This is a genomic window from Sphingobium sp. TomMM7A, from assembly GCF_055397305.1.
In genome coordinates, this window is record NZ_AP027312.1 from 378755 (window position 1) to 402597 (window position 23843).

At 59.8% G+C, this 23843-nt stretch carries 19 protein-coding genes; 10 read left to right on the forward strand and 9 right to left on the reverse strand.

Going from position 1 to position 23843, the window contains the following annotated elements; genetic code table 11:
• Nucleotides 1-11 precede the first annotated feature (11 nt).
• The gene (locus tag ACZ5ZH_RS14550; protein ID WP_464772785.1) at nucleotides 12-1451 is read left to right on the forward strand and encodes an aromatic ring-hydroxylating oxygenase subunit alpha; all 1440 of its coding nucleotides are present in this window, start codon (nucleotides 12-14) and stop codon (nucleotides 1449-1451) included.
• 87 nt (nucleotides 1452-1538) lie between these two features.
• Here the strand turns inward: ACZ5ZH_RS14550 and ACZ5ZH_RS14555 are convergent, their stop codons facing one another.
• Genes ACZ5ZH_RS14555 through ACZ5ZH_RS14565 form a run of 3 tightly spaced genes read right to left on the reverse strand, consistent with a single transcriptional unit; the run spans nucleotide 1539 to nucleotide 4817 of the window.
• Nucleotides 1539-2234 (reverse strand): 2-oxo acid dehydrogenase subunit E2, encoded by a 696-nt coding sequence (locus ACZ5ZH_RS14555; protein ID WP_449468903.1) that lies wholly within the window; start codon nucleotides 2232-2234, stop codon nucleotides 1539-1541.
• A gap of 49 nt (nucleotides 2235-2283) precedes the next feature.
• Nucleotides 2284-3420 carry an epoxide hydrolase family protein gene (locus ACZ5ZH_RS14560; RefSeq protein WP_464772786.1) on the reverse strand — a complete coding sequence of 379 codons (1137 nt, stop codon included), beginning with the start codon at nucleotides 3418-3420 and terminating at the stop codon, nucleotides 2284-2286.
• Nucleotides 3420-4817, reverse strand: coding sequence for a phosphotransferase family protein (locus tag ACZ5ZH_RS14565; protein ID WP_464772787.1), 1398 nt, complete (start codon nucleotides 4815-4817; stop codon nucleotides 3420-3422). The genes ACZ5ZH_RS14560 and ACZ5ZH_RS14565 overlap by 1 nt, the downstream gene beginning before the upstream one ends.
• A gap of 196 nt (nucleotides 4818-5013) precedes the next feature.
• Between ACZ5ZH_RS14565 and ACZ5ZH_RS14570 the strand changes: the two genes are divergently transcribed.
• The 5 genes from ACZ5ZH_RS14570 (at nucleotide 5014) to ACZ5ZH_RS14590 (ending at nucleotide 10107) form a co-directional block, all read left to right on the forward strand.
• Nucleotides 5014-6180: an acyl-CoA dehydrogenase family protein gene (locus ACZ5ZH_RS14570; RefSeq protein ID WP_449468906.1), complete on the forward strand. Its 1167-nt coding sequence runs from the start codon at nucleotides 5014-5016 to the stop codon at nucleotides 6178-6180.
• 23 nt (nucleotides 6181-6203) lie between these two features.
• Nucleotides 6204-7187: a thiamine pyrophosphate-dependent dehydrogenase E1 component subunit alpha gene (locus ACZ5ZH_RS14575; RefSeq protein WP_464772788.1), complete on the forward strand. Its 984-nt coding sequence runs from the start codon at nucleotides 6204-6206 to the stop codon at nucleotides 7185-7187.
• 79 nt (nucleotides 7188-7266) lie between these two features.
• Nucleotides 7267-8232 carry an alpha-ketoacid dehydrogenase subunit beta gene (locus tag ACZ5ZH_RS14580; protein WP_464773290.1) on the forward strand — a complete coding sequence of 322 codons (966 nt, stop codon included), beginning with the start codon at nucleotides 7267-7269 and terminating at the stop codon, nucleotides 8230-8232.
• 23 nt (nucleotides 8233-8255) lie between these two features.
• Nucleotides 8256-9071 carry an enoyl-CoA hydratase/isomerase family protein gene (locus ACZ5ZH_RS14585; protein WP_464772789.1) on the forward strand — a complete coding sequence of 272 codons (816 nt, stop codon included), beginning with the start codon at nucleotides 8256-8258 and terminating at the stop codon, nucleotides 9069-9071.
• 34 nt (nucleotides 9072-9105) lie between these two features.
• Nucleotides 9106-10107 carry a hypothetical protein gene (locus ACZ5ZH_RS14590; RefSeq protein ID WP_464772790.1) on the forward strand — a complete coding sequence of 334 codons (1002 nt, stop codon included), beginning with the start codon at nucleotides 9106-9108 and terminating at the stop codon, nucleotides 10105-10107.
• A gap of 50 nt (nucleotides 10108-10157) precedes the next feature.
• Here ACZ5ZH_RS14590 and ACZ5ZH_RS14595 read toward each other — a convergent pair whose 3' ends face one another.
• The 6 genes from ACZ5ZH_RS14595 to ACZ5ZH_RS14620 form a co-directional block, all read right to left on the reverse strand.
• A complete protein-coding gene (locus tag ACZ5ZH_RS14595; RefSeq protein WP_464772791.1) occupies nucleotides 10158-11036 on the reverse strand; it encodes a hypothetical protein in 879 nt (292 codons plus the stop codon).
• A 226-nt stretch (nucleotides 11037-11262) separates the two neighbouring features.
• Nucleotides 11263-13509 carry a TonB-dependent receptor gene (locus ACZ5ZH_RS14600; protein WP_464772792.1) on the reverse strand — a complete coding sequence of 749 codons (2247 nt, stop codon included), beginning with the start codon at nucleotides 13507-13509 and terminating at the stop codon, nucleotides 11263-11265.
• Nucleotides 13510-13745: 236 nt separating this feature from the next.
• Nucleotides 13746-15374 carry an FAD-dependent oxidoreductase gene (locus tag ACZ5ZH_RS14605; RefSeq protein ID WP_464772793.1) on the reverse strand — a complete coding sequence of 543 codons (1629 nt, stop codon included), beginning with the start codon at nucleotides 15372-15374 and terminating at the stop codon, nucleotides 13746-13748.
• A gap of 67 nt (nucleotides 15375-15441) precedes the next feature.
• Nucleotides 15442-16305, reverse strand: coding sequence for a sugar phosphate isomerase/epimerase family protein (locus ACZ5ZH_RS14610; protein ID WP_464772794.1), 864 nt, complete (start codon nucleotides 16303-16305; stop codon nucleotides 15442-15444).
• A 60-nt stretch (nucleotides 16306-16365) separates the two neighbouring features.
• The gene (locus ACZ5ZH_RS14615; RefSeq protein WP_464772795.1) at nucleotides 16366-17991 is read right to left on the reverse strand and encodes an FAD-dependent oxidoreductase; all 1626 of its coding nucleotides are present in this window, start codon (nucleotides 17989-17991) and stop codon (nucleotides 16366-16368) included.
• Between the two features lie 81 nt (nucleotides 17992-18072).
• Nucleotides 18073-19695: a GMC family oxidoreductase gene (locus tag ACZ5ZH_RS14620; protein WP_464772796.1), complete on the reverse strand. Its 1623-nt coding sequence runs from the start codon at nucleotides 19693-19695 to the stop codon at nucleotides 18073-18075.
• A gap of 233 nt (nucleotides 19696-19928) precedes the next feature.
• Between ACZ5ZH_RS14620 and ACZ5ZH_RS14625 the strand changes: the two genes are divergently transcribed.
• The 4 genes from ACZ5ZH_RS14625 to ACZ5ZH_RS14640 all read left to right on the forward strand — a co-directional run bounded on the left by ACZ5ZH_RS14625 (nucleotide 19929) and on the right by ACZ5ZH_RS14640 (nucleotide 23744).
• The gene (locus ACZ5ZH_RS14625; protein ID WP_464772797.1) at nucleotides 19929-20678 is read left to right on the forward strand and encodes an SDR family NAD(P)-dependent oxidoreductase; all 750 of its coding nucleotides are present in this window, start codon (nucleotides 19929-19931) and stop codon (nucleotides 20676-20678) included.
• 91 nt (nucleotides 20679-20769) lie between these two features.
• Nucleotides 20770-22443 (forward strand): FAD-binding protein, encoded by a 1674-nt coding sequence (locus tag ACZ5ZH_RS14630; protein ID WP_464772798.1) that lies wholly within the window; start codon nucleotides 20770-20772, stop codon nucleotides 22441-22443.
• A gap of 132 nt (nucleotides 22444-22575) precedes the next feature.
• Nucleotides 22576-22959, forward strand: coding sequence for a VOC family protein (locus ACZ5ZH_RS14635; protein ID WP_460988908.1), 384 nt, complete (start codon nucleotides 22576-22578; stop codon nucleotides 22957-22959).
• A gap of 122 nt (nucleotides 22960-23081) precedes the next feature.
• Nucleotides 23082-23744, forward strand: coding sequence for a TetR/AcrR family transcriptional regulator (locus ACZ5ZH_RS14640; protein WP_449468926.1), 663 nt, complete (start codon nucleotides 23082-23084; stop codon nucleotides 23742-23744).
• Nucleotides 23745-23843: the final 99 nt, after the last annotated feature.

Genomic DNA, 23843 nt, shown 5'->3' on the forward strand with positions numbered 1-23843 from the left:
GAGTAAGATAAATGGCGGCCAATGCTCGCTACGCGGAAATCCGGTTCAACGACCGTCCGATTAAAGAACAACTGTCTGATCCGGAAAGCTTTATCCTGGAGCCGGGGGAAGTCACCGCCGACTTTGAAAAAAAGTCGCCTTGGCGTCTGGAAGACCTCCACCCTAATATCGCCGATTATCGTACCGTCAAAACCAGCAGGTCCATCGATCCGGCGGTGATGGCGGCCGAGGAGGAGCGGTTGTGGAGCAAGGTCTGGCTGCTGGCGGGGGTTTCCAGCGATATTCCCAATGTCGGCGACTGGTTTCGGTTCGACGTCGGCAAGCAGTCCATGATCATTGTCCGCAACAAGGAAGGCGTGGCGGCCTTCTACAATGTATGCAAACATCGCGGAAACGAACTGGTACAGGATGATTTCGGCCACGGCGCCACGTCCTTTACCTGCATCGTGCACAGTTGGCGGTTCAACCTGAACGGTAAGAATGTACGCGTGACCGACCGGGAGACATTCCGTGAGGAGGCGCTGTGCCAGAACCTGGACCTGACCCCGGTCCATGTCAGGGAATGGGGCGGATTGGTGTTCGTCAGCATGAATCCCGATCCGATGCCGTTTGAGGAATATTACGCCGATCTTCTCCCGATGCTGGCTTCCTACAAGATTGAGGAGATGTTCGTCGTCAAGCATTTGACGGTCGATATCCCCGCCAACTGGAAGACGATGTACTCGGCGTTCAATGAGACCTATCACGCGCACGCGACGCATCCCCAGATCAAACCTTATGTTGATGACCATTATGTCCAGTACGACTTCTACCGTAACGGGCATAATCGCAATCTGTTCTCGGTAGGCTCTGTCAGCCCTCGCTGGCCGGACAATCGCTTCGTCAATGTCGGTCTCGCCTATTTTCTTCAGGAAGCGGGCGTGAAGATGTCGGCCCTTAAAGGCGACGCGCGGCATGTCCGCCGGGCGTTGCAGCAGGCCAAGCGCAGCGAGAATAATCCCTTTGGCGTCGATTATTCCGGCTATACCGACAATCAGCTGACCGATGACTGGAACCCGTCGCTGTTCCCGAACGTGACGATGAACATGCATCCCGAAGGCATATTGCTCCAGCGGTTCCGGCCTCATCCGACCGACCCGGAACGCGGATATCAGGATGTCTTCGTCTTGTCTGCCAAGCTGGCGGAAGGTCGGCGGCCGCCAGCCTATATGGGCGTGGAGGACGATGTCGACGTTTCGGGCAAGGTTCGCCCCCCGATCCGTCGTTCCACCCACGAAAACCCCATGGCAGGTGAAGTGGTCGAGCAGGACATCGCCAACATGGTGACGATGCAGCGCGGCATGCGATCAAAGGGACTGAACGGCACCATCGTCTTTTCCGAGCAGGAGCGCCGGATCCAGCATTTCTATGCTGAGCTGGATCTCTATCTTGAAGGCAAAAAGGGGGGCTGAGCCACGGTATTTCGCCAGAAATGGCATGGTAAGGCCAAAGGGGCCGCGCATCGGATGATACGCGGCCCCTGTCTTGTCAGCTGCGGGTCAGATCGTAGGAGGAGAGAAGGCAGCGCCGCTTTCCAGTTCCTGCGCCAGGCGGGTGAGGAAATCGCCCGCAGGAGCGCCATCAATGATCCGGTGATCGACGGTCAGCGACAAGCCCATAACCGGCCTCACCACGATCGTCTCGCCATCTTCCGCTACCCAGGGCTTGGCCGTCATGCGCCCCAGACCGATGATCGCTTGCTGAGGATAGCTGAGGATCGGTGTGAAATGCTCGACGCGGGTGAGGCCCAGATTGGTGACGGTTACTGTGGCACCTGTGAGTTCGGCGATGGTGAGCTTGTTCACCCTTGCCCGCGCCACCAGGTCCGCGCGTCGCTCCGCAATGTCGGGCAGGGAAAGGTTGCCTGCATCGAAAATGGCGGGTGCGACCAGCGCGCCGGGCAGCGCGATCGCGCAGCCGACGTGAATCTGCTCCTGCGGCTCCACGCCACGATCCGTCTCCACCGCATTGAACAGGGGAAAATCGCGCAGGATGGATGTCAGGGCGGCGATGATCAGATCTTCATAGCCCAATTTCGTGTCGGCCGCTTTCCAGCTATTGCGGGCAGCGACAAGCGCGGATGCGTCAATGTCGCAGAAGAAGCTGAGCTGGGCGGTCTTTTGCAGACTTTCACTCATCTTCTGCGCGATGATTCCCCTGATGCCCGTCAGCGGGAGTATGTTCTCAGACGCCATTATATGCCCTCAATATCAGTGATTGGATCGCACTTCGCCGCACATGCTGTCAGCCGCGGAGCGCCCGGAAGCAGTCGCGGAGTTCGCGCACGAAGATGTCGGGTTGTTCCCAGGCGGCGAAGTGGCCGCCCTTATCGACATTGTTCCAGTGAATGATGTTTTCAAAGTAACGGTCCGCCCATGCGCGGGCAGGCCAGATGATCTCCCGCGGAAAGTGGCTGTAACCCAGCGGCACCCGGACATTTCTGGGCCGGAAGCCGCTCATGCTTTCCCAATAAAGCCGCGCGGACGACGCGCCGCTGTTGGTCAGCCAATAAAGGGTGATGTTGTCCAGCATCTCGTCCAGAGAAAAGACGCTTTCGGGTACGCCGTCGCAATCGGACCAGCGTTGCAGCTTTTCATAAATCCACGCTGCCTGGCCGATCGGGGAGTCCGCCAGCGCAAAGCCGATCGTTTGCGGCTTGGTTGCCTGAAGCCGGGCATAGGCGGATTCCACGTCATTAAACTGCCGCATCGATTCCAGCGCTGTCTGCGCTTCAGGATCGAGAGAGCCCCCCAGATCGGGCGGCACGATGGAGAGCATGTTGAAGTGGACGGCCGCCAACTCCGCAGGCTCATCGACAGCTAGGCACATCGTCACCAACGAACCCCAATCCCCGCCCTGCGCCACATAACGGTCATAACCTAACCGCCGCATCAACTCGCCCCAGGCTTTGGCGATCCGTTCCACCCCCCATCCAGTGACGGGAGGCTTTTCGGAAAACCCATAACCGGGGAGAGAGGGTATGATGAGGTGGAATGCGTCTGAAGCCTTCCCGCCATGGGAAAGCGGATCGGTCAGCGGGCCGATGACGTTGCGGAACTCCAGCACCGAACCAGGCCAGCCATGTGTCAGCAGGAGCGGCATCGCGTCCGGCTCGGCCGAACGGATGTGGAGGAAATGGATGTCCAACCCGTCGATACGCGTCCGGAATTGGCCAAGGCTGTTGAGCAGCGCCTCGCATTTCCGCCAATCGTAATTTGTCCGCCAATGGTCGGCCAAGGCCCGCAGCCGGGCTGATGGCACGCCCTGTTCCCAGCCTGATACAGGCTCCTCGTCCGGCCAGCGCGTCCGCTCCAGTCGCTGGCCCAGATCGTCAAGCTGCTCCTGCGGAACGTGAAGCGCGAACGGTTCTACGAGGCGCATCACGAACGCTTCAGCACGGAATGCAACACCAGGGCGATGCGGTGCATCAGCCGCTGGGTGAAATGCGCCCCTGCGCTTGCAACCAATATGTCGTCGCTCAGACCCTTCTCAAAGGTATCGCGCCCGCCCTTGAGCACCAGATTCATGAGCCGTAATCCGGCACGTAGAGCGAAATAATCGATCTGCCTCTGCGGAATGTCGAGGCCGCCCGCAGAGCGATACGCGTCCATGAAACTTTCCCAGTCAGTCGCCGCGATTACGACCGGGTAACAATAGCCGAGGTCCTCACCCGGATGACCGATCGCCGCCTGCTCCCAGTCAAGAACCGCGGTGATGTTGCCGTTCTCGGCCAGGACATTATGAAAAATCATGTCATTGTGGACGATCGATCGCCGGTCATCCAGGCAGTCGACATTGGCGCGCAGCCAGGAAATGGCGGCCGACATGGTAATGGAAGGCCAGCGGGCAAGGGCGTGCCATTCGCTCGCCATCTCTGTCAGTTCCGCCTGCCAGCTTTCAGTGTCGAATGAACTGCGCGAAGGGCGCAGGCCCTGTCCCACCTCTTCGACCGGCTGCTTGTGCAGGATCGCCATCTGCCTGGCCAGATCCAGCACTACATTGCGGTCAGCGACTGGCAGCCAATATTCCGGTTGCGCTGTCGTGCCCGGAGCATGCTCGACCAGCATGAAGGGGGCATCGAGCCACGCGGGGTCCGTTTCGACCATAACCGGGGCTGGCACGCGCATGCCCGCCTTATGCAGCAGGTCCAGCAAATTGAACTGTGTCAGCTCGTCCAGGAAGCTGTCATCGGTGGCAAGATTGGGGATGCCGCGCTGGATGACCAGCCGGGCAGGCAGATCACCCATATCTGTTAGGCCAAGGAGCGCCGTCTGGCGCGACCTGCCGCCGACGACCAGCTTGAACGAATCGACGCGCAATCCTTCGCGTCCGGTTCGCTGCCGGAGATAGGCTTCCAATCTTTTGGGGTCGATGGAGTCCTTATCTGCTCCCACCTGCCGGGGCGCGGCGCGCTCGACATCGTCCATGCGCGCGACGGCTGACTCCAGAAGTCCGCGCTCACCGGCTATCGCGTCCCTGAAAGCGGTAAGTTGATCGCCCCGGTCCAGACATCCGGCCACGTCTGTGATGACCGCGCCCGTCGTTCGATAGGCGGCGGCGTTTTCAGCGGGGCCTCCTAATCGGTCTGTGTCAACGAGCTGCACCGGACTGGGCGAGTCCATGAAGGCAGAAGGCCCCATTTCCAATCCATTGGCCGTAGCGGTCAGGACTCGTATGCCATTGTCCAGCGTGGCGCGTGCATCGCTGTCGGTGACGAAGGGGCGGACCTCTCGCTGCAAGGCTTCGGCCACGGCCCAAATATGACGTGCGTTTGTCATTGGCTTCCTCTTTAGAGCGCATGCATATGGTACGATGACATATTAATCAACAGACGCATTGCAGGAGGTCAAAATCCATCCTTTTCCGCGCCACCCCTCAGCGCGCTTGACATAGGGAGTGGAGCATATAGTAATATCGCGTACCAATGTTTAGGCGCGCTTGAATCGGCAAGCCCCGCGCAAAGAGAGCAGTGCAGTGGATATAAGCTTATCAGAAGAACAGGAAGCCATCCGTGACAGTGTCCGGAAGGTGTGCGACCAGTTCGGCGACGATTATTGGTCCCGCTGCGAAGATGAAAAGACCTTCCCATCCGAATTCCACAAGGCGATGGCTGATGCCGGATGGTTGGGCATCACCATGCCGGAGGAATTTGGCGGCGCCAATCTGGGCGTAACCGAAGCCGCCATCATGATGCACGAAGTGTCGGCAAGCGCAGGCGGCTATTCGGCGGCGAGCACGATCCACCTCAACATCTTCGGCCCCCATGCCGTGGTGGTTCACGGCACGGCCGAGCAGAAGAAGCGGATGCTCGAACCGCTGATCGCGGGCACGGATCGCGCCTGCTTCGGCGTGACGGAGCCGGACGCCGGGCTCGACACCACAAGCATCAAGACCTTCGCGACGAAGGTGCCGGGCGGATATCGCGTCACTGGCCGCAAAATCTGGACATCGTCCGGGCAGGTCGCGAACAAAATCCTGCTGCTGACCCGCACGACGCCCAAGGAACAATGCAAGAAGCCGACCGACGGCATGACGCTGTTCTACACCGACCTCGACAAGAGTCAGATTGAGGTGCGCCGTATCCCCAAGATGGGCCGGAACGCGGTGGATTCCAACGCCACCTTCATCGATGATTATTTCGTGCCGGATGAGGACAGGATCGGTGAAGAGGGCAAGGGGTTCCATTACATCCTGCACAGCCTCAATCCCGAACGCATACTCGTTGGCATCGAAGCGGTCGGGCTGGGCCGGGGAGCATTGGCGCGAGCGGCCAAATATGCCGGCGAGCGGAAGGTGTTCGGCCGCTATATCGGCCAGAATCAGGGCATCCAACATCCGCTGGCGGAAAACTGGACCTATCTGGAATCCGCCTACTGGATGATCATGCGGGCGGCGCACCTGTATGACACGGGTAAATCCTGCGGCGCGGAGGCCAATGCGGGCAAGTTCCTGGGCGGCCGCGCTGCCTTTGACGCTTGCACTCGCGCCGTCATGACGCATGGCGGCATGGGCTATTCGACCGAATATCAGGTGGAAAGGCTGTTCCGCGAGTCGATCCTGATGCGGATCGCGCCGATCACCGAGCAACTGATCCTGAGCTTCATCGCCGAAAAAGTTCTGGATCTGCCGAAGTCCTATTAAGAAAATCAGCTGGAGTGGATGACATGTCCAATTGGCCAAAACCAGACGCGGCAACGCTCCTGGAAATCTATCGCAAGGCAACGCTCATCAAGCAGAATGACGAACATGTCATCAAGCAGATGATGGCGGGCAAGCTGGTGATGCCCTATTACAGCCCACGCGGGCAGGAAATCATCCCCTCGGCGATTTCCGTCAGCCTGGATGATGACGATTATATCTGCACCATCTATCGCGGCATCCACGACATGCTCGCCAAGGGTTTTCCTCTGGATGAGCTATGGGCGGAACTTGCAGGCAAGGTAACCGGCACGTGCAAGGGCAAGGGTGGGCCGATGCACCTGACCTGCCCTGGAAAGGGCATGATGGTGACGACCGGCATCGTGGGATCGTCCATGCCGATCGCCACCGGCCTTGGCTGGGCAGCGAAGCTCGACGGCCGCAACCGGGTTTCCGTCGCGAACTTTGGCGACGGGGCTACCAACATCGGCGCCTTCCATGAATCGATGAACATGGCGGCCGTGTGGAAGCTGCCCGTCATTTTCCTGTGCCAGAACAACCATTATGCCGAACATACGGCTCCCGAATATTCGCGGGCGATCGACCGCATTTCGGATCGGGCTGCGGCTTACGGCATGCCCGGTGTGACCGTGGACGGGAACGATCCGGATGAGATGTACGGCGCTGCCAAGGTTGCAATCGAACGCGCCCGGGCAGGGGAGGGGCCGACGCTGATCGAGGCCATGACCTTCCGCTTCAATGGTCATATCCTCGGGGAGGCGGGCCATTATATGGACAAGGCCATCTATGCCGAGGCGCAGACCAAGGACCCGATGCCAGTCCTGCGCGCCCGGCTGCTGTCGGAAGGCATCGCCACGGAAGCGGACCTGGCTGAGATCGAAAAGGACGCGGACAGCCGGATCGTGGCCGCGATCGAAGCCGCCATGGCGGCAGACTTCCCCGACGTCGCCGAACTGAAGCGTGACGTGTTCGCTGAAGAAATCGCTTGAGGTAATGGCAATGACCGACACAATCACTGCATCCGCCGCGCAGGCTTCACCCGCGTCGCAGGACACCGAACCCAAGAAGATGACGATGGTGGAAGCCATCAACCTGGCGCTTCACGATGCCATGGAGGCCGATTCCAAGGTGATCGTCCTTGGCGAGGATGTCGCCGATCCGCAGGATGGCGGCGTCATGGGCGTGACCAAGGGTCTATCCACCCGCTTCGGCGAAGAGCGCGTCAAATCCACGCCCATATCCGAACAGGCGATCATCGGCGCGGCGATCGGCGCGGCCGTGGGCGGGTACAAGCCGGTGGCCGAGATCATGCTGATGAACTTCATCGCGGTCCCGATGGACATGATCTTCAACCATGCGGCAAAGCTTCGCTTCATGTCGGGCGGCCAGACCGGCGTGCCCATGGTCATCCGCACAATGACGGGGTCGGGCTTCTCGACCGGCGGCCAGCATAGTGACTATCTTGAGGCATGGTTCGCCCATACGGCAGGCATAAAGGTGGTCGCCCCCTCGACCCCTGACGATGCCTATGGCCTGATGCGGGCGGCGATCGACGACCCCGATCCGGTGCTGTTCATCGAGAATATGCCAAGCTACTGGACCCCCGCGCCGGTGACCAAGCAGCTGGTGCCGATCGGCAAGGCGCGCATCGCTCGCGAAGGCGCCAATGTGACGATCATCGCGCATTCTCTGATGGTGACGCTCAGCCTGGCCGTGGCGGACGCACTGGCAGCGGAGGGAATCTCGGTCGAGGTCATCGACCTGCGCACCATCTCGCCCTGGGATCGCGAAACCGTGCTTGCCTCCGTGCGCAAGACCGGCCGGGCGGTTGTCGTGCATGAGGCGGTGAAGCAGTTCGGCATCGGCGCCGAAATCGCATCGGTCATCTCCGAGGAACTGTGGGGCACGCTTAAAGGCCCGGTCCAGCGGGTGGGGGCAGCCTATTGCGCCGTGCCATTTTCCAAACCGCTGGAGCAGGCGTTCGCGCCCAGCGCCGATACGATCCAGGCCGCCGTTCGCAAAGCGCTGGCCTGATCAGCAGGGAAGGAATATCGGGCATGCTTCAATCGGCGCCGGACGAAAGCTATCTGGTCGATTTGGAAGATGGCGTCCTGCGTCTGTCATTCAACCGGCCGCAACAGGGCAACGCCATTCCCAAGGCGATGGTGCCGCTGCTGACTGAACTTTTCCGCGCGGCGCAGGCGGATCGAACCGTGCGCTGCATCCTGGTCCGGGGCGAGGGCAAGGTTTTTTCGGCGGGCGGCGACGTCGCAAGCTTTGCAGAGTCGATCAAGCAGGAGGTGGAGATGCGGCAGGCGGACTTCGCGCGCCGCCTGCCCTTGGCCCGACACTTGGTGGAGGCCGTCGTCGCGTTCGATCGGCCAATCCTTGTCTCGGTACGGGGAGCGGTCGCGGGCGCGGGACTGTTCTACCCCCTGATCGCCGACTATGCGATTGGCGACGAAAGCGCGACTTTCGTCTTCGCCCACCAGCGTGTCGGACTCAGTCCCGATGGCGGCGTGACAGCGGTGCTTCCGCAGGTGGTGGGAACGCGCATGGCCCGCATGCTGCTGCTGACGGGGGCAAAGGTCGATGCCGCTGAAGCGCACCGCTTGGGCATGCTCCACAAGATCGTTGAAGCAGAAGCGCTGGAAGGGGAAGCGATGAAGATCGCCCGCCGCCTCGCGCAGGCGCCGCAGCGCGCCGTCGTGGCCGCGAAAAAGCTGGTCAATGAAGCGGCCGCGCGCAGCCTTGCGCAGGTCCTTGATGCAGAAACAGACGGCATCGTCGCCTGCGTCGGCGACGCTGATTTCGAAGAGGGCGTGACAGCCTTTCTCGAAAAGCGCGCGCCGGTGTTTCCCTCCGTCCGCTAAAGGCGTGGGCGCTCCCCCTGCGTTGGAGAAGATCATGCACATCCCGCTGAAGGAAACGCCTTGGGAGGGCGCCTTTCCCGATATCGACAATTGGAGCGAGAATTTCTGCCTCGCCGGGTTCGATCCGCAATCGGGCGTGGGCCTCTGGTTCCACATCGGCCGTTGGCATCATGACCTAACCCTCTTTCGTGAGGTCGTCATCATCCGCTTGCCCGACAACACGGTGATCGCCCATCGAGCGATCGGCAATGCGCATGCCGCTGAGGACGGGCCGGGCGGCCCTCATCTGGCGGTGCGGATCGTGGAGCCTGGACGCAAGCTGACCTACCGCTTCAACGGTGGCGTGATGCGTGTTCCCGCCGCGCAGATGCTCGACGGGCTGGTGGGAGACGGACGACGCACGCCTGCTTCGTTCGACCTGACCTTCACATCGACCGCCGACATCTGGGATCTCCATAAGGTGGGCGCGTTGCAGGAATTTCTCCCCGCTGGCCACATCGAACAGCCCGGTCTTCTTTCAGGATCAATCCGCGTCGGCAGCGAGCAGTTCACCTTCAACGCGATGGCGAACCGGGATCATAGCCTTGGCGGGCGCGACAACCGCAATCTGCACAGCCATCAGTGGTTTCAGGGCTATTTTGAAAACGGCTTGTCCTTCCTGCTCTTCGATGCGGAAATCGATCCGGGTGAACAGGTCGTGTTTTCAGAGGCCGTCATCTACGAGGATGGCAAGAGCTTCGAAGCCAGGATCGAACAGATCGAACGATGCAACCATGTGGGTGACGACCAAAAGCTGATCCGGACGGTGCTGAGTTATGAGAACGGCACGCTGGTCATCGACACGGCCGCATTCCACGGCAGCTCCTACCTGTCGCTCGCCTCGCCCAACGACACATATGTCGGCGTCTATCCTACCGATCCGGGTCCAACGCGCGTGGTTGACGAGCAGTCCGTCAGCCTCCTTCTCAACGGGACGGTGAAGGGCTATGGCTGCTACGAACGGACGATCCCCGGCGCTCATATTCGGGAGGCTTAGAGGGACGCGCCATCCGGCATATATTTCCAGCCGGAGGGCGTGTCAGCGCTTCATACGTCCTTCAATGTGCCGATCTCGACATTGGCCAGACCTTCCTCGCCGGTCTCTTCACACCTCACCCGGCACATATTTTCGACATTATAATAGACCTTGGCACCGGGCTTCTGCGAATGCAGCGGCAGGCGGGCGAAGGCGTTGCCGACATCAGCGGTCAGGGTGAATGTCTCGCCGCCAAGCGTCATGGTGTGGAATATGACCTTGTCGGGCATCCCTTCCGGCCCTTCGCCGACATTCTCGATCCTGAGCGTCTTGATGACCTCATTCCCCTCCGGCCGCGCGATATAGCCTTCCGCCGTCATATTCTCAGGACGAACGATGTTACGCACCGTGAAAAGGTGGAAGCCCATGGAAGGGAAATTGAAGAAGGACCAATTGTGATCCATCACAATCTGGTCATTGCGCATGCCCCAGCTGTGGTCGCGATAGCCCGATCCATCGACGTCAACAGACACACCCGCAAGCTCTCCTGTCTTGAAGGTCACCTTGCCGGTTGCATTCATGCATTGACCCTGATGGCGAAAGCCGGATTTATCGAGCGCGGTATTCTCCGAAATGGAGAACTGGTCAGGATTGACGTCCGCGCAGGCGAGGAAGTCGAACAAATGCATGCGCCGGGTAAACCGCAGTGATGCCGCAACATTCTCGTCCTCATATTCAACAAGAAACTCTTCCTGCGGCTTCAGGAAATGCACCGTCTGATTGCCGTAGCGCAGCAGCTTCTGATGTTCGAACGGCTGGGGCAGAGGAACCTCGCCGCTATGGCTAACCTTCACATCCTTATGCAGCACGGTAAAGGAGGCAAAAGCCCGGTCAAAGGTCGGCTCTGCCGTACTATGCGCAAGGCAGCATAGGTCGCGATCGGGGTCCATGAAGACCCAGAAGTAATTTTCTTTCCAACGCAACCAGGCTCGGGCTGGAACTGTGTGGGGGTAATCTTCGTGTAGGAGCATAATCGCCTCCAAAAAGCGGGAAAAGGGCGCAAAGGCACCCTGTCGACCATAGATATGGCGATACCGGCTATGTTCATGACCCGCGCCAGTTTAACCTGGCGCGGGTCATCCTTTTATTTTTCAGCAACCATGCAGGCGCCCGTGATCAGAGATCGAAGCGGACTTCGACCCCGTACGTCCGCGGATCACCAACGCCGCCCAGATCACCGGCGGGCGTATCGGTCTGCGGAATTTCGTTGTTGAAATATTTCTCATTGGTGAGGTTCGCGCCCCACAAGCGGAAGGTCAGCTTGTCATTGAATTCCGGCTTGAACGAGATGCTGCCGTTGAACAGGGTCAGCTTCGGTTCCGTCAATATGTTGTCGGGATCCCACTTCAGGCTGGAACGATAGGACATTTGACCGGCAAAGCTGAACTGACCGACAGAGGTTGGCAGGTCATAGTTGAAACCAGCGTTGATCTTCCACTTCGGGGTCTGAGAGAGCCGGTTTCCACCCACATCGCCGACTGCCAGGGCGACGCCCCAAGGCGAGGCGAAGACGGGAACGTTGATCGGCGCACTGTCAAAGCTGAGGAATTTCGCCCAGAGATACTGCCCCGCCAGGTCGAGCGTCAGCCGCTCGGTCACCAGAAATGTCGTGTCGAATTCGAAACCTTTGGTCCGCGCCTTTTCTGCATTGGCAAAGGCGACGAAGGGTGTTGGCCCAGCTGGCGTGTCCACGAGCTGGACGAGCTGGACCTGTGGGTCCTTGATGTCGTTGCGGAACGCGGCAAAGTTAGCGCGCACCCTGCGATCGAACAGGGTCATCTTCAAACCCGCCTCGTAGGACGTCACCGTTTCCGGATTGGTCGGCGGGGCGGCCAGCGGAATGGTATTGAACGTACCCGACTTGTAGCCGCGACTCCATGTCGCATACGCCATGATATCGTCGGTAAATTTGTGATCGACTGAAACTTTGTAGGTCCATTTGTCGAAGTTGGCGACCTGATGATAGCTTCCAGCTGGAATGTCGGCCCCAACTAGCGGTGTCAGCGAAACACGGCCGTTCCCTTCCACGCGATCTTTCGTGTAGCGCAGGCCAAGCGTGACATTCGTCTTGTCATCCACGACGGGGAAGGTCGCTTGTGCGAAGGGAGCCAGAGACTCGATCCTTTGCTGGCTACCAATATTCTGGCTGGCAAGACCGTTCAGAGTGAGGGCGTCACCATTGAGAGCGATATTCACGTCGGTGCGCGAATTCATGTAGAAAAGGCCCAATATCCAGCTGATCTTCGATGAAGGCAAAGACTTCAACTGAAGTTCCTGGGTAATCTGCCGGTCTCCGATCTTGATCGGAAATGCCAGCCAGTTCAATTCGGTATGATCGCCCTCATAATTCAGTAATTCCTTGGCTTTCCGGTAGGAAGTGATGCTGGTGAAATCCGCAAAGCCCAGTTCCTGGTCGATTTTGAGCGCACCACCCCAACCGCGCAGACGATGGAAAATCTCGGTATTCTCGTTGATATCGTAAAAGCCCGGCGGATCGAAATATTGGGTGCCCTCAAGTGGTGAGCCCAGAGGATAGCCACGGGTCGTTCCCGGATAGATACGGACCGAATTGCCCTGATTCTGCCGCTGATAGGTATAAAAGCCGCTCAGGCGGATCTTTGTCGTGTCGCTCGGTTCAAACACGACCTTCGATCGGATATTATAGAATTTGCGGCGGTACGTATCCTTGCCGGTGAACAGGTTTTTGCCCCATCCATCGCCCTGGTTCAAACCGCTGAAGGAGATTCCGGCTGCCACGCCTTCGCCCAATGGCGTCGCCGCATAAAGCTTGCCGCTGATCGTGTCGTAATTTGCATAGCCCAGCGTTGCCGAAAGATCAGTGGTGTCGCCGGGATCGCGCGTGAATACCTGCATCAGGCCGCCAGTTGAATTGCGGCCGAACAACGTGCCTTGCGGGCCTTTTAGAACTTCAACGCGCTCGATGTTCGCCAGTTCAAGATAGGCGCTCGCAAGACGTGAATAATAGACGTCGTCAATATATACAGGAACACTTGCCTCATTACCCGGTGTCGATGCACCGGGATTTCCGACGCCGCGCAGGAATGGCACAACAACGCCGGACATCTGTGAGACGAACAGTGAAGAGTCGGCCTGTTGGAGGTCCGACACGCGGAAAATGCCCTTTGTTTCCAGAGCTTCTCCCGTAAACGCCGTTACCGCGACGGGGACATCCTGCAAATTCTGACTACGGCGCTGAGCCGTGACGATGATCTCCTGAAGACCTACTGGCGAGGACGTCGACGCTGCGTCACCTTGTGGGGCTGCATCCGTCTGGGCAAGCAGGGGCACGGGGGCCACGCTCGCCAATAACAAACCAACGATCGAAAATGCCTTCTTCTTCATTGATCTTCCCCTCGACTAAATATTATAATTATAAGTTATTCGACCGAAATTGTGGCAAGGCGAATATTATGTTTTCTTTGTCTGGCCTTGTTATGAAGTAGTACCATTTCCGGCCGCTTCGCATTGGGTGCTAATTGCTGCACCTCTATCAGGCAGCGCATTCCAGCACCATCAACGACGGCTGTCAAGTAAGTAAACATGCGAACGATAAATATATGTATCTATTTTTGGGATGCCTATCTGCGGTTCGTCCTGACCGCAGCCTCTCGGCCAGCGATATGGCCGAAGACCAGTGCCGGGCCGATCGTTCCGCCCGCTCCGGGATAAGCCATGCCGGTAATGCTCGCGGCGGCATTGCCAGCCGCATAGAGGCCAGGGATGTTACCTCCCCGCAAATTCTGCACTTCCGCTCTGACGCTGATTTTCGGGCCGCCCTTCGTTCCCAGAACGCCGGGATACACCCGGCAGGCATAATAGGGCGCCTGATCCAGCGGCCCGACGGTTTGCAATGCGCCGTCCAGCGACCAATCCCCATGGTATCGATCATATTGGCTCTCGCCCCGGTGAAAGGCGGGGTCGCTCCCCTCACGAGCTGATCTGTTGAACTGCTCGACCGTATGTTCCAGCCCATCGGCGTCCACACAGATCTGCTCGGCAAGGGCGCGCAGCGACGCCGCCTGTATCATCCAATTCGGCAAGGGATCGCCCGGATAACGCGTGAGCACTGGGTATTTGTCCAGATAGGCCTGATGGAAAATGATCCACGCCTCCCGATTGGGATAGTCGAACGTCTGAGCGTCGAACTGGAAAAAGGAGCGGCCAAGATCATTATAATTGCATGCTTCATTCACGAACCGCTGCCCTTTGCGGTTCACCATGATCGACCCTGGCTTTGTAAGTTCGGTTACCGCGAAACGGATTGCGGGATTGCCATCATATTCCTCGCCCGGAATCTTCATGATCGGCATCCACCATGCCTCATCGGTGTTCGCCAGGGCAGCCCCGGCCTCCGCCGCCATCAACAGGCCATCGCCCTCATTGTCCGGCGGACTCGCCGCTCCCTCATGTGGACCGCGCAGCAGGTCCTTCACCAGACCGGCATTCCACTCAAAGCCACCGCTGGCGATTATGACGCCACGCCGCGCACGCATCTCGAAAGGTTCGCCGTCCTTGCTGCCGGCAACGCCCGTGACCGCGCCTTCATGCATGACCAAGCTTTGCGCCCGCATGCCGAACAGGATGCGCACGCCTTTCTCAACCACGCTGGCGGTTAGCCCCGCCACAAGCGCGTTGCCGACGCCCACCAGCCCCTTTTCCAGCCGGTCGCCGATTATGGCAGGGTCGAAGATATCGACGCCGTCCTCAAGGTCGTTGCTCGACACCGGAATGGGAAAGGTCAGGCTGCTCCGCAATCTCGACCGTAATTCCCCCAACCTGTTACCGGGAAACAACCCCGCCGACAGGGACCGTCCGAATGTCCCGCCGGGCAGCTCGGGATGATAATCGGGCCATTTGAGCGCCCTAAATCGAATGTCCGTCAGTGCTTCGATGAATTTGATGACGTCTGCGCCCTGATCGACATAGGTTTCGATCATCTCGTCATCCATGCGGCCCAAGGACTGACGGCGCATGTAGGTGAGCGCCGCCTCGCGGCTGTCGCTGGTCCCGACTTCATGCATATGGTGGTTGCATGGAATCCAGGGGACGCCCCCCGACATCGCCGTGGTCCCGCCCAGTTTTTCCGAACGTTCCAGAATGACGACATCTGCTCCCGCGTGGCGCGCGCTCAGGGCAGCTGCTAGCCCCGCAGCGCCCGAGCCGATCACGATGACGTCGGTCTCTTCAATCCCATCCTGCTCGGGCACCCTGTCCTCCTGAAACTGTCATATGGTCCTTGCAGCAGCGCCCGTTTGAGGACACCGCCACGGCCGATCAGGCATTTTCCCGTGCCAGCGCGAACTGGCGCGCGACGGCGTCGAAGGATCGCTTCGCTGCTTCCTCCGGCTCAAGCGCGCGGAATTCGTGCGACAATATCTCGATCCCGTAGCAGCCGTCATAGCCGGTCGCCGCGATGGCTCGCAGAAATGCCGGTACATCGAAGCTGCCTTCGCCCGGCAGCAGGCGATTGTCGGTCGAGTCATCGAAAAGACCGCCAACGACTTCAGCCGCCGCGTCGTCCAGCTCGACATGCTTGATATAGCTGGCGGGAAGGGCGGCCACCTCTTCATAGGGTATGCCCGGACGCGTCATGTGCCAGATGTCGATCAACAGCCCGCCATTATCGGTCCCGGCCATTTCGATAAGTTGCCGCCCCGACTTGAGGTCCCGAATATTCGCCAGGGGAAAGACCTCGATCGATACATGGGCGCCCACCTCCGCAGCCTGGTCGCAGAGCAGCCGGAAGTCGGCGGCCATGGTCTCCATCGACACGCCGCTATCGCTGATGTCTCCGACGATCTTGATATGCTTGGTCCCGATCTCGACGGCGGTATCCAGCCATAGGCGACGCATCTTGTCAGAAGCGGCCCGCGCTTCGCCCTGCGCGAACCAGTCCGTCAGGCACTCAATTTCCAGAAACTGGACACCGGCATCGTCCAGGATGCGGCGAATGCCCGCCGTGCCATGCAAGGCAACATTCGCGGCCAGATCATCGCCTGACAGGCCCATGCCGTAATAGCCCGCAGCAACCGCAGCAGCGGCGCGCCGTTCCAGCGGAAAAGGGCTGGCGACCGGCGCGCCGGGATAAGCATCGCCCGCGATCGTGTAATAGGTCGCGACAATTTTCGGATCATTCATGATGAAATTCCTTCGTCAGCATCGCGGGAAGGGCGTGGCCGCTTCCGCGCGACAGGGTGTTCAGAAGCGGTTTGATCCGCACGCGGCTTCACGGCCAGCAATGTGGCCGAAGGTCAGCGCGGGGCCGAGCGTCGCACCGCCCCCTGGATACGCCATGCCCATGATGCTCGCCATGGCGTTGCCCGCCGCGTAAAGGCCGGGGACGATGCCGCCCGAAAGGCTCAGCACTTCGGCCCGCTCGTTGGTGCGCGGGCCGCCTTTCGTCCCGATCGTTCCGATCTTGGTTTCGACCGCATAATAGGGACCGCGTTCGAGTGGCCCCAGCGTCTTCGCGGCGCCCTCTGCCTGAGCATCGCCCCAATACAGTTCATAGACGCTTTCACCGCGATGGAAGTCGGGATCGACGCCCTTGCGGGCATTATCGTTAAAGCGCGCTACCTCTGCCTCCAGCCCGGCGGGATCAACCCCGATCTTGCCCGCCAGTTCGGCCAGTGTGTTGGCGCTTGCCATCCAGGATGGCACCGGATCGCCCGGATAGCGCGTCAGGAAGGGGAAGCGATCCATATAATCCTGGCTGACGATGTGCCAGGCGGGCAGGTTGGGATAGTCGAAGTTCACAGGATCGAAGGCTTGGAACACGCGCCCGATATCATTGTAGTTGCAGGCTTCGTTGACGAAGCGGCGGCCGGTCCGGTTGACGATGATCGATCCGGGACCGCAGCGTTCGATGCCGGTCAGCCGGACGAGCGGCCGCCCGTCATATTCTTCGCCCGGTATCGTCACTGATGGCTGCCACCATGCCTCCGACATGTTGCCGAGCGACGCGCCTGCCTGGATCGCCATCTTCAGCCCATCGCCTTCGTTCCAGGGCGGGCTGTGGGGGCCATGCATCGGGCCGCGCAGGAACTGCCGGGTCATGTCCTCGTTCCACTCATACCCGCCGCAGGCCAGGATCACCCCTTTCCTCGCGCCGATACGCAGGGGCTTGCCGTCATTGTCCGCCTCTATGCCGACCACGACATCGCCTTCCTGCACAAGCCGCAGGACGCGGACATCGCGCCTGATCCGGACGCCATGGTCCATGGCCCCCTTGAGCAGGCCCGCCATCAACGCGCCGCCCATGCCGACCATATCTTCGTTGAGGCGCCCGCCGATAATCTCGGAATCCAGCACGTTGATGCCGTCCTCCACATCGGCGATGGAAATGGGGATAGGGAAATGCGCGCTGGCCCGCAGCGCGGGCCGCAATTCGCCAAGCTGCCCAGCGGGGAAAATCCCCGCAGTCACCGAACGGCCGATATTGCCGCCGGGAAATTCAGGATGATAGTCCGGCATCTGGAGCGCGCGGAAGCGAAGATCGGTCTCCTTTTCGAGGAACAGCAGCACCTGCGGCGCCGTGTCCACAAAGGTTTCGATCATGACGTCGTCCATCTTGCCCAGCGAAATGCGGCGAAGATAGGTGAGGGCCTGCTCGCGGGAATCGCTGCGCCCGATCTCCTGCATATGATGGTTGTTGGGGATCCACGGCACGCCGCCTGAAACCGCGCTCGTGCCGCCCAGCTTGTCCGTGCGTTCGACCAGCAGCACTTCGGCACCAGCCGTCCGGGCCGCCAGCGCCGCAGAGCAACCGGCCGCGCCGGAGCCTACCACCAGAACGTCTGTTTCCTCATCCCATTGGGTCGTCACGATTATCTCTCCTGCATTCTATCCTTTGGCTGGCCGCGCACGCCCTTTGCGGGTCTTGCGCGCGGCTGCCCTACGTCGCCTTCAGCGTGCGTCTTCGAGGATCAGCGATGACGCATGCCAGGCCATCGCCATTACCGGTGCATTGGTGTTGCCCGATGTCAGGTTGGGCATGATCGAACAGTCGATCACCCGCAGGCCGTCCACTCCGCGAACGCGTGTGCGTGGATCGACCACGGATTCATCATCGCTGCCCATCCGGCACGTTGCCACGGCATGGGTGCCGCAGCTCAGATGGCGGCGCACCGCCGTCAGTATCTGGTCATCGCTGTCATTACCGTTCAGCCCCGGCGCGATCTCGCGAGTCACGAAGGGCGCGATGGCGGGCTGCGTCATCAACTTGCGCACGAAACGCACCATCGCAACCGCCGTCTCGCAATCCTCCTGCGTCGTCAGCCAGTTGGGATGGATGCGCAAAGGATCGTCGGCATTGGGCGACGTAATGGTAAGACAACCCTCGCTGGTGGCCCGCAGCATCGCCGTGGCGATCATCATGCCAGGCGTCTTGTTGACGCCGTTGGTCGGAACCGCAACATCCGCCTCGCCCTGCGCCAGGGTGACGCCACCAACGAAGCACTGAATGTCCGGACGGGCTACGCTCGGACGGCTGCGGGCAAAGATGCCGACTTCCTGCGGGACCGTCGCCATCGGACCGCCCTTGAACAGGAAATATTCGGCCAGGCTGCGGGCCAGACCCAGGCCGCGATAGCGATGGTTCAGGCCCTTCTCGCCCTGCAAGTCGTAGTTGATGCCGTAGATGGGATGCTCCTGCATCCGTCGGCCTACGTCCGGGCTGTCCACGATGACATCGACGCCTGCGGCTTTCAAATCCTCGGCTGGTCCGATCCCCGAAAGCTGGAGCAGCTTGGGGGATGCGATCGCGCCTGCCGACACGATGACTTCGCCCCGGCACCGGAACTCCGTCTTGCGCCCGCCGAGCCTGCACATGACGCCTTTGGCCCGGCGCTGTTCGATGATGATGCGGTCAACCTGTACGCCCGTCCGGATCACCAGATTGGGCCGATGGCGTATCGGGTCCAGAAAAGCGACCGCCGCGCTCTGCCTGCGCCCGTTCTTGATATTATAATGATAATAGCCGACGCCTTCCCGGCTCCCGGCGTTGAAATCGTCGTTGCGTGGCAAGCCCATTTGCTTGCCCGCCTCGATCATCCGATCTGCAAGCGGATAATGGAACTTGGAGGTCGAGACATGCACAGGACCACCGACGCCATGCTCGTTGGATGCGCCAAGCTCATGATCTTCAATGGCGTTGAAGGACCGCAGCATGGTGTTCCAACCCCATCCCTTCGCGCCGCGCTCTTCCCACTGCTCGTAATCTTCAGGCTGGCCCCGGATATAGATCATGCCGTTAATGGCGGAAGATCCGCCCAGTCCTCTGCCCCGCAGCCAGATCTCGCTTGCGTCCAGTCCTTCTTCACGCGGCTGCTGGACAGGGAAATATTGTGCGAATGTCGGGTCGCCGACCAGCTTCGCCACGCCCTTTGGCATGCGAACGAACATGTGCTTGTTCTCGCCACCGGCCTCCAGAAGCAGCACCCGATTCGATGAATTTTCGGAAAGCTTGTTTGCAAGTACGCAACCGGCGCTGCCCGCGCCCACAATGATGAAGTCGAACTCCTCAGTCATGACCTCTCCAGAAATTAAATGACATTCGTCTTATATACGCTTCTATGACACGGCGGATTGGCAGACACAATGGCCTTTCCCTATCTGTCAGCCCGACCGCATATCAAGGACATATGCGGGCAGTATTGACAGTTTGTCAGACATTAGTCACGTAATGACACCGTAAGACGCCGTCTTGTGAAGACGGCTGGCCCGGCCTCAAGCGTCGGGCAATTGATTGGGAGAGGTGTGAGATGGCTGTATTGGACGGGAAGGTTGCGCTGGTGACCGGCGCCTCGGGAGGCATCGGGCGGCAGATCGCCGTTGCCCTGGCGCGAAGCGGCGCGCGGATCGTCGCGCACTATTCTTCTCGCCGTGAAGGCGCCGAACGGACGGCGGCCGAAGTGCGCGAAGCAGGCGGCGATGCGGTGATTGTGCAGGCGGACCTCAGCCATTCCGAAGGGGTGAGGCAGCTGTTCCAGCAGTTTGACGAACAGGCTGGAGGGCAGCTTGATATTCTGGTCAATAATGCTGGCGCGGGACGAACCTCTCCAATCACCACGATCGATGAAGAAGAAATCGACAGCATGTATCGGGTCAACTTCAAGTCGCCGATACTGGTCACCCAACAGGCGTTGAAGCGGTTCAATGATGGTGGCGCGATCGTCAATATCTCGTCGATGAGCGGGCTGATGGCGCAGCCCCCCGGCTTCGCCTATGCCATGAGCAAAGCGGCGGTGAATTCGTTCACGGTTTCGATGGCGGTAGAGCTTGCGCCGCGCAATATTCGCGTCAATGCTGTCGCCCCTGGACCGGTCGATACCGACCTCATCAACGGCTATCGGGACAGTGAGGAGGCAATGCGCATGTTCAAAAGCATGGCCGCGCTGGGCCGTATCGGCACCGCCGACGACATTGCGCAGATCGTTCTGTTCCTCGCATCCCCGGCCTCGGGCTGGCTCACCGGACAGATCATTCAGGCGAGCGGCGGCATGAGGTTGTAATCGGACGCTGGCGGAAAAGCGGATTGTGCGGATCGATGATGAACTACGGCGCGGAAATATCTTCGAAGGAAATGATGGCGTGAGAGATGAAATGATTTCCCAAGATGGTCAGCCGGTGATTTCCATCGACAATGCGGACATGTTCCAATGGGACGACACGGCTGACGTCGTCGTGGTCGGCTATGGCGGTGCGGGAATTTGTGCAGCGCTCGAACTGGTGGAAAACGGCGCCAGCGTGATTGCCATAGACCGCTTCAATGGCGGCGGCGCAACGGCCTTCAGCGGCGGCGTCGTTTATGCCGCAGGGACCGACATTCAACGGCAAAACGGCGTTGAGGATGATCCCGACAACATGCTGAAATATCTTCGGCTGGAGGTCGGCGATGTCGTTCAGCCGGAGACACTGAAACGCTTTTGCGATCAAAGCGCAGGCAATCTGCAATGGTTGCAGTCGCATGGCGTCGTGTTCGGGACCAAACTTTACACCGGAAAGACGACCTATCCGCCGGAAGGCTATTTCCTGCAATATTCCGGCAATGAGAAGGTGGAGGCCTATTGCCGCGACGCCCGGCCCGCACCGCGAGGGCACCGGACGCTGGGGCGCGGCTTTACCGGAAACAAGCTGTATCGCGCCTTGCGCGAGACCGCGGATCGGTCAGCCATTCGCAAGAAGCTGCATACGATCGTCCAGAGCCTCGTGATCGATGGTGATGGGCGCGTCGTCGGCGTCGCTGCGCTTGAGCTTCCCACCGCCAAGCATGCCGAGCATCAGAAATATTACGACAAGTTCCCACCTACCGCTCCGTTCAAGGAGAGCAAGGCCGAGGCTGCGAGCAAGGCGGCACGCGTCATGGAGCGCGAACATGGCCAGTTGCGCTATATCAGAGCGAAGACTGGCGTTATCCTTTCGACGGGCGGTTTCGTCTTCAATCTCGACATGCTCGGCCAACATGCGCCCATGTTGAGCAAGCATTACAAGACCATGATGCGCCTCGGCACTCTGGGTGACGATGGCACGGCCGTGCAGCTGGGCACGGCGCTGGGCGCGGATACCGTGGGCATGGACGCGATGTTCGTCGGCCGGGTCCAATCTCCTCCGGCGGCGTTGCTGGATGGCATTCTCGTCAATCAGGCAGGGGAGCGGTTTGCCAACGAAGCCGTCTATGTCGGCACGCTGGGCCGAGCCATTGCCGATCAGCCGGAGGGCAAGGCGTGGCTGATCATGTCCACCAAAGACATTCGCAAGGCGATGCGCCAGGTGGCGACGGACGGCCTGGACGCATTCATGCGTTTTGGCGCTCCCGCCATGCTGAACCTCATGCTCGGCGGCACTAAGCGCGCGAGGGACCTGGACGTGCTTGCGGAAAAATGCGGCATCAATCCCAATCGTCTGCGCCAGACTGTACGTCGCTATGAAGACATGGTCCGCAACCGGCATGACGACGACTTTTCAAAGCTGAAGGATCATCTGAAGTCGCTCGGCAACGGTCCTTATGTCGCCATGAATGTGTCCCTTGCCAACCGCTACAGCTTCATCACCTTCCATACTTTGGGAGGGTTGGCGCTCGAAGAGGCGACAGGCGCTGTGCGACGCGCCGATGGCAGTATCATAGCGGGCCTTTATGCTGCGGGGCGGGCCACCGGAAGCATACCATCGCGCACCTACATTAGCGGCCTTTCCCTCGCGGATTGCGTGTTCACAGGCCGCAGGGCTGCTCAGTCCTGCCTGCGCGAGGCGGAGCAGGACGCGCTCGCTCCCGCCTGAACAGCGGATTGACTAACATCTGTCAATCTACAGTCTATGCTGTTATTGACAGATGTCGGTTACTTCGAAATATACCCAGCTCCCATCTGCACATTCCCGCCCGCAAGGGTGATATTTTATGGAGAGAGTTTCATGTTTTCGCACATCGTGCTTGGCAGCAATGACATAGAGAAATCAAAGCGCTTCTATGACGCGACGCTTGGGGCGCTGGGCGGCGCACAGGCCTTCGTCGATGATAACGGACGGCTGATCTACATGCACAACGGCCTGTCGCTGCTGATCACCAAGCCCATTGACGGCCAGCCCGCAACGCATGCCAATGGCGGCACAATCGGTTTCGCCGTTCAGGGTCCTGAGCAAGCGGACGCGTGGCATGCGGCTGGGGTAGCCAATGGCGGCGTTTCCATTGAGGATGCCCCGGGCGTGCGCGAAGGGCCGATGGGCGCTCTGTACCTTGCCTATCTGCGCGACCCGGACGGTAACAAGCTCTGCGCGCTGCACCAGCTTCCGCAGTAAGATCAATCGACCCATGAGCGAGGCGCAGCGCTGCCACCTTCGGTAGCGGTTGCGCCTCTCTTCCTTTCATGGGACAATGTCGGCGGGAGTGACTGCATCGATAAAGTGATGGAGAGGTACCCATGACAAACGCAGGCGACGCCCGCCCTGGCGCATGTTCCGCGCGTGGTCGGCCTACGGTCTCCGACAACCGCGAAGTGTCGAACGAACTGCTCCATGCAATGGAGCATGGCTTGCGGAACAAGAGTCATCTGGATCTGACGACGCGGGAGATCGCGTCCGCCGCCGGGACCAATGCCGGCATGATCCACTATTATTATCACGGCAAGAACGGCCTGATCGACGCGGCGCTGGACAATCTGAGCAGCGACATCGCGCAGATACTCAATGACCTCAACAGCTTGTTCCTGACCGACTGCCAGGACGCCACGCGCAAGATTGTCAGTGCCTGGATGAAGGTGCTGGAAACTCACCGGGGCACGGCCAGCGTGGTCCTGATCGAAAGTTTCCGCCCCTATTCGACCGTGTGGCATTCCTACCGGCAGAAGAAATCACAAGGCAGCTTCATCCGGATGCAGGAATTGATCCGGACATTGGTGAGCCAGGGATATTATCGGGCGGACACCGACCCGCAAGTTGCGGCCTTTTCCATCATCTCCATTGTCCTTTCACCGATGCTGGTGGGGCAGATCATGTCGGAGATCGGCCACCAGATCAGTCACATATTGGACAATTGGGAAGAAGAGGCCGTCCAGCTTATCGACGAGCGATACCGCCAAATTTGACGGCGGTGCTTTAATCGTGCGTTAAAAAGGAAGGGGAGCTTTGACCGGAGCCGCCCGATCGGGGAAGATCGTAATATTGAGCGGCCAATCGGAGAATCC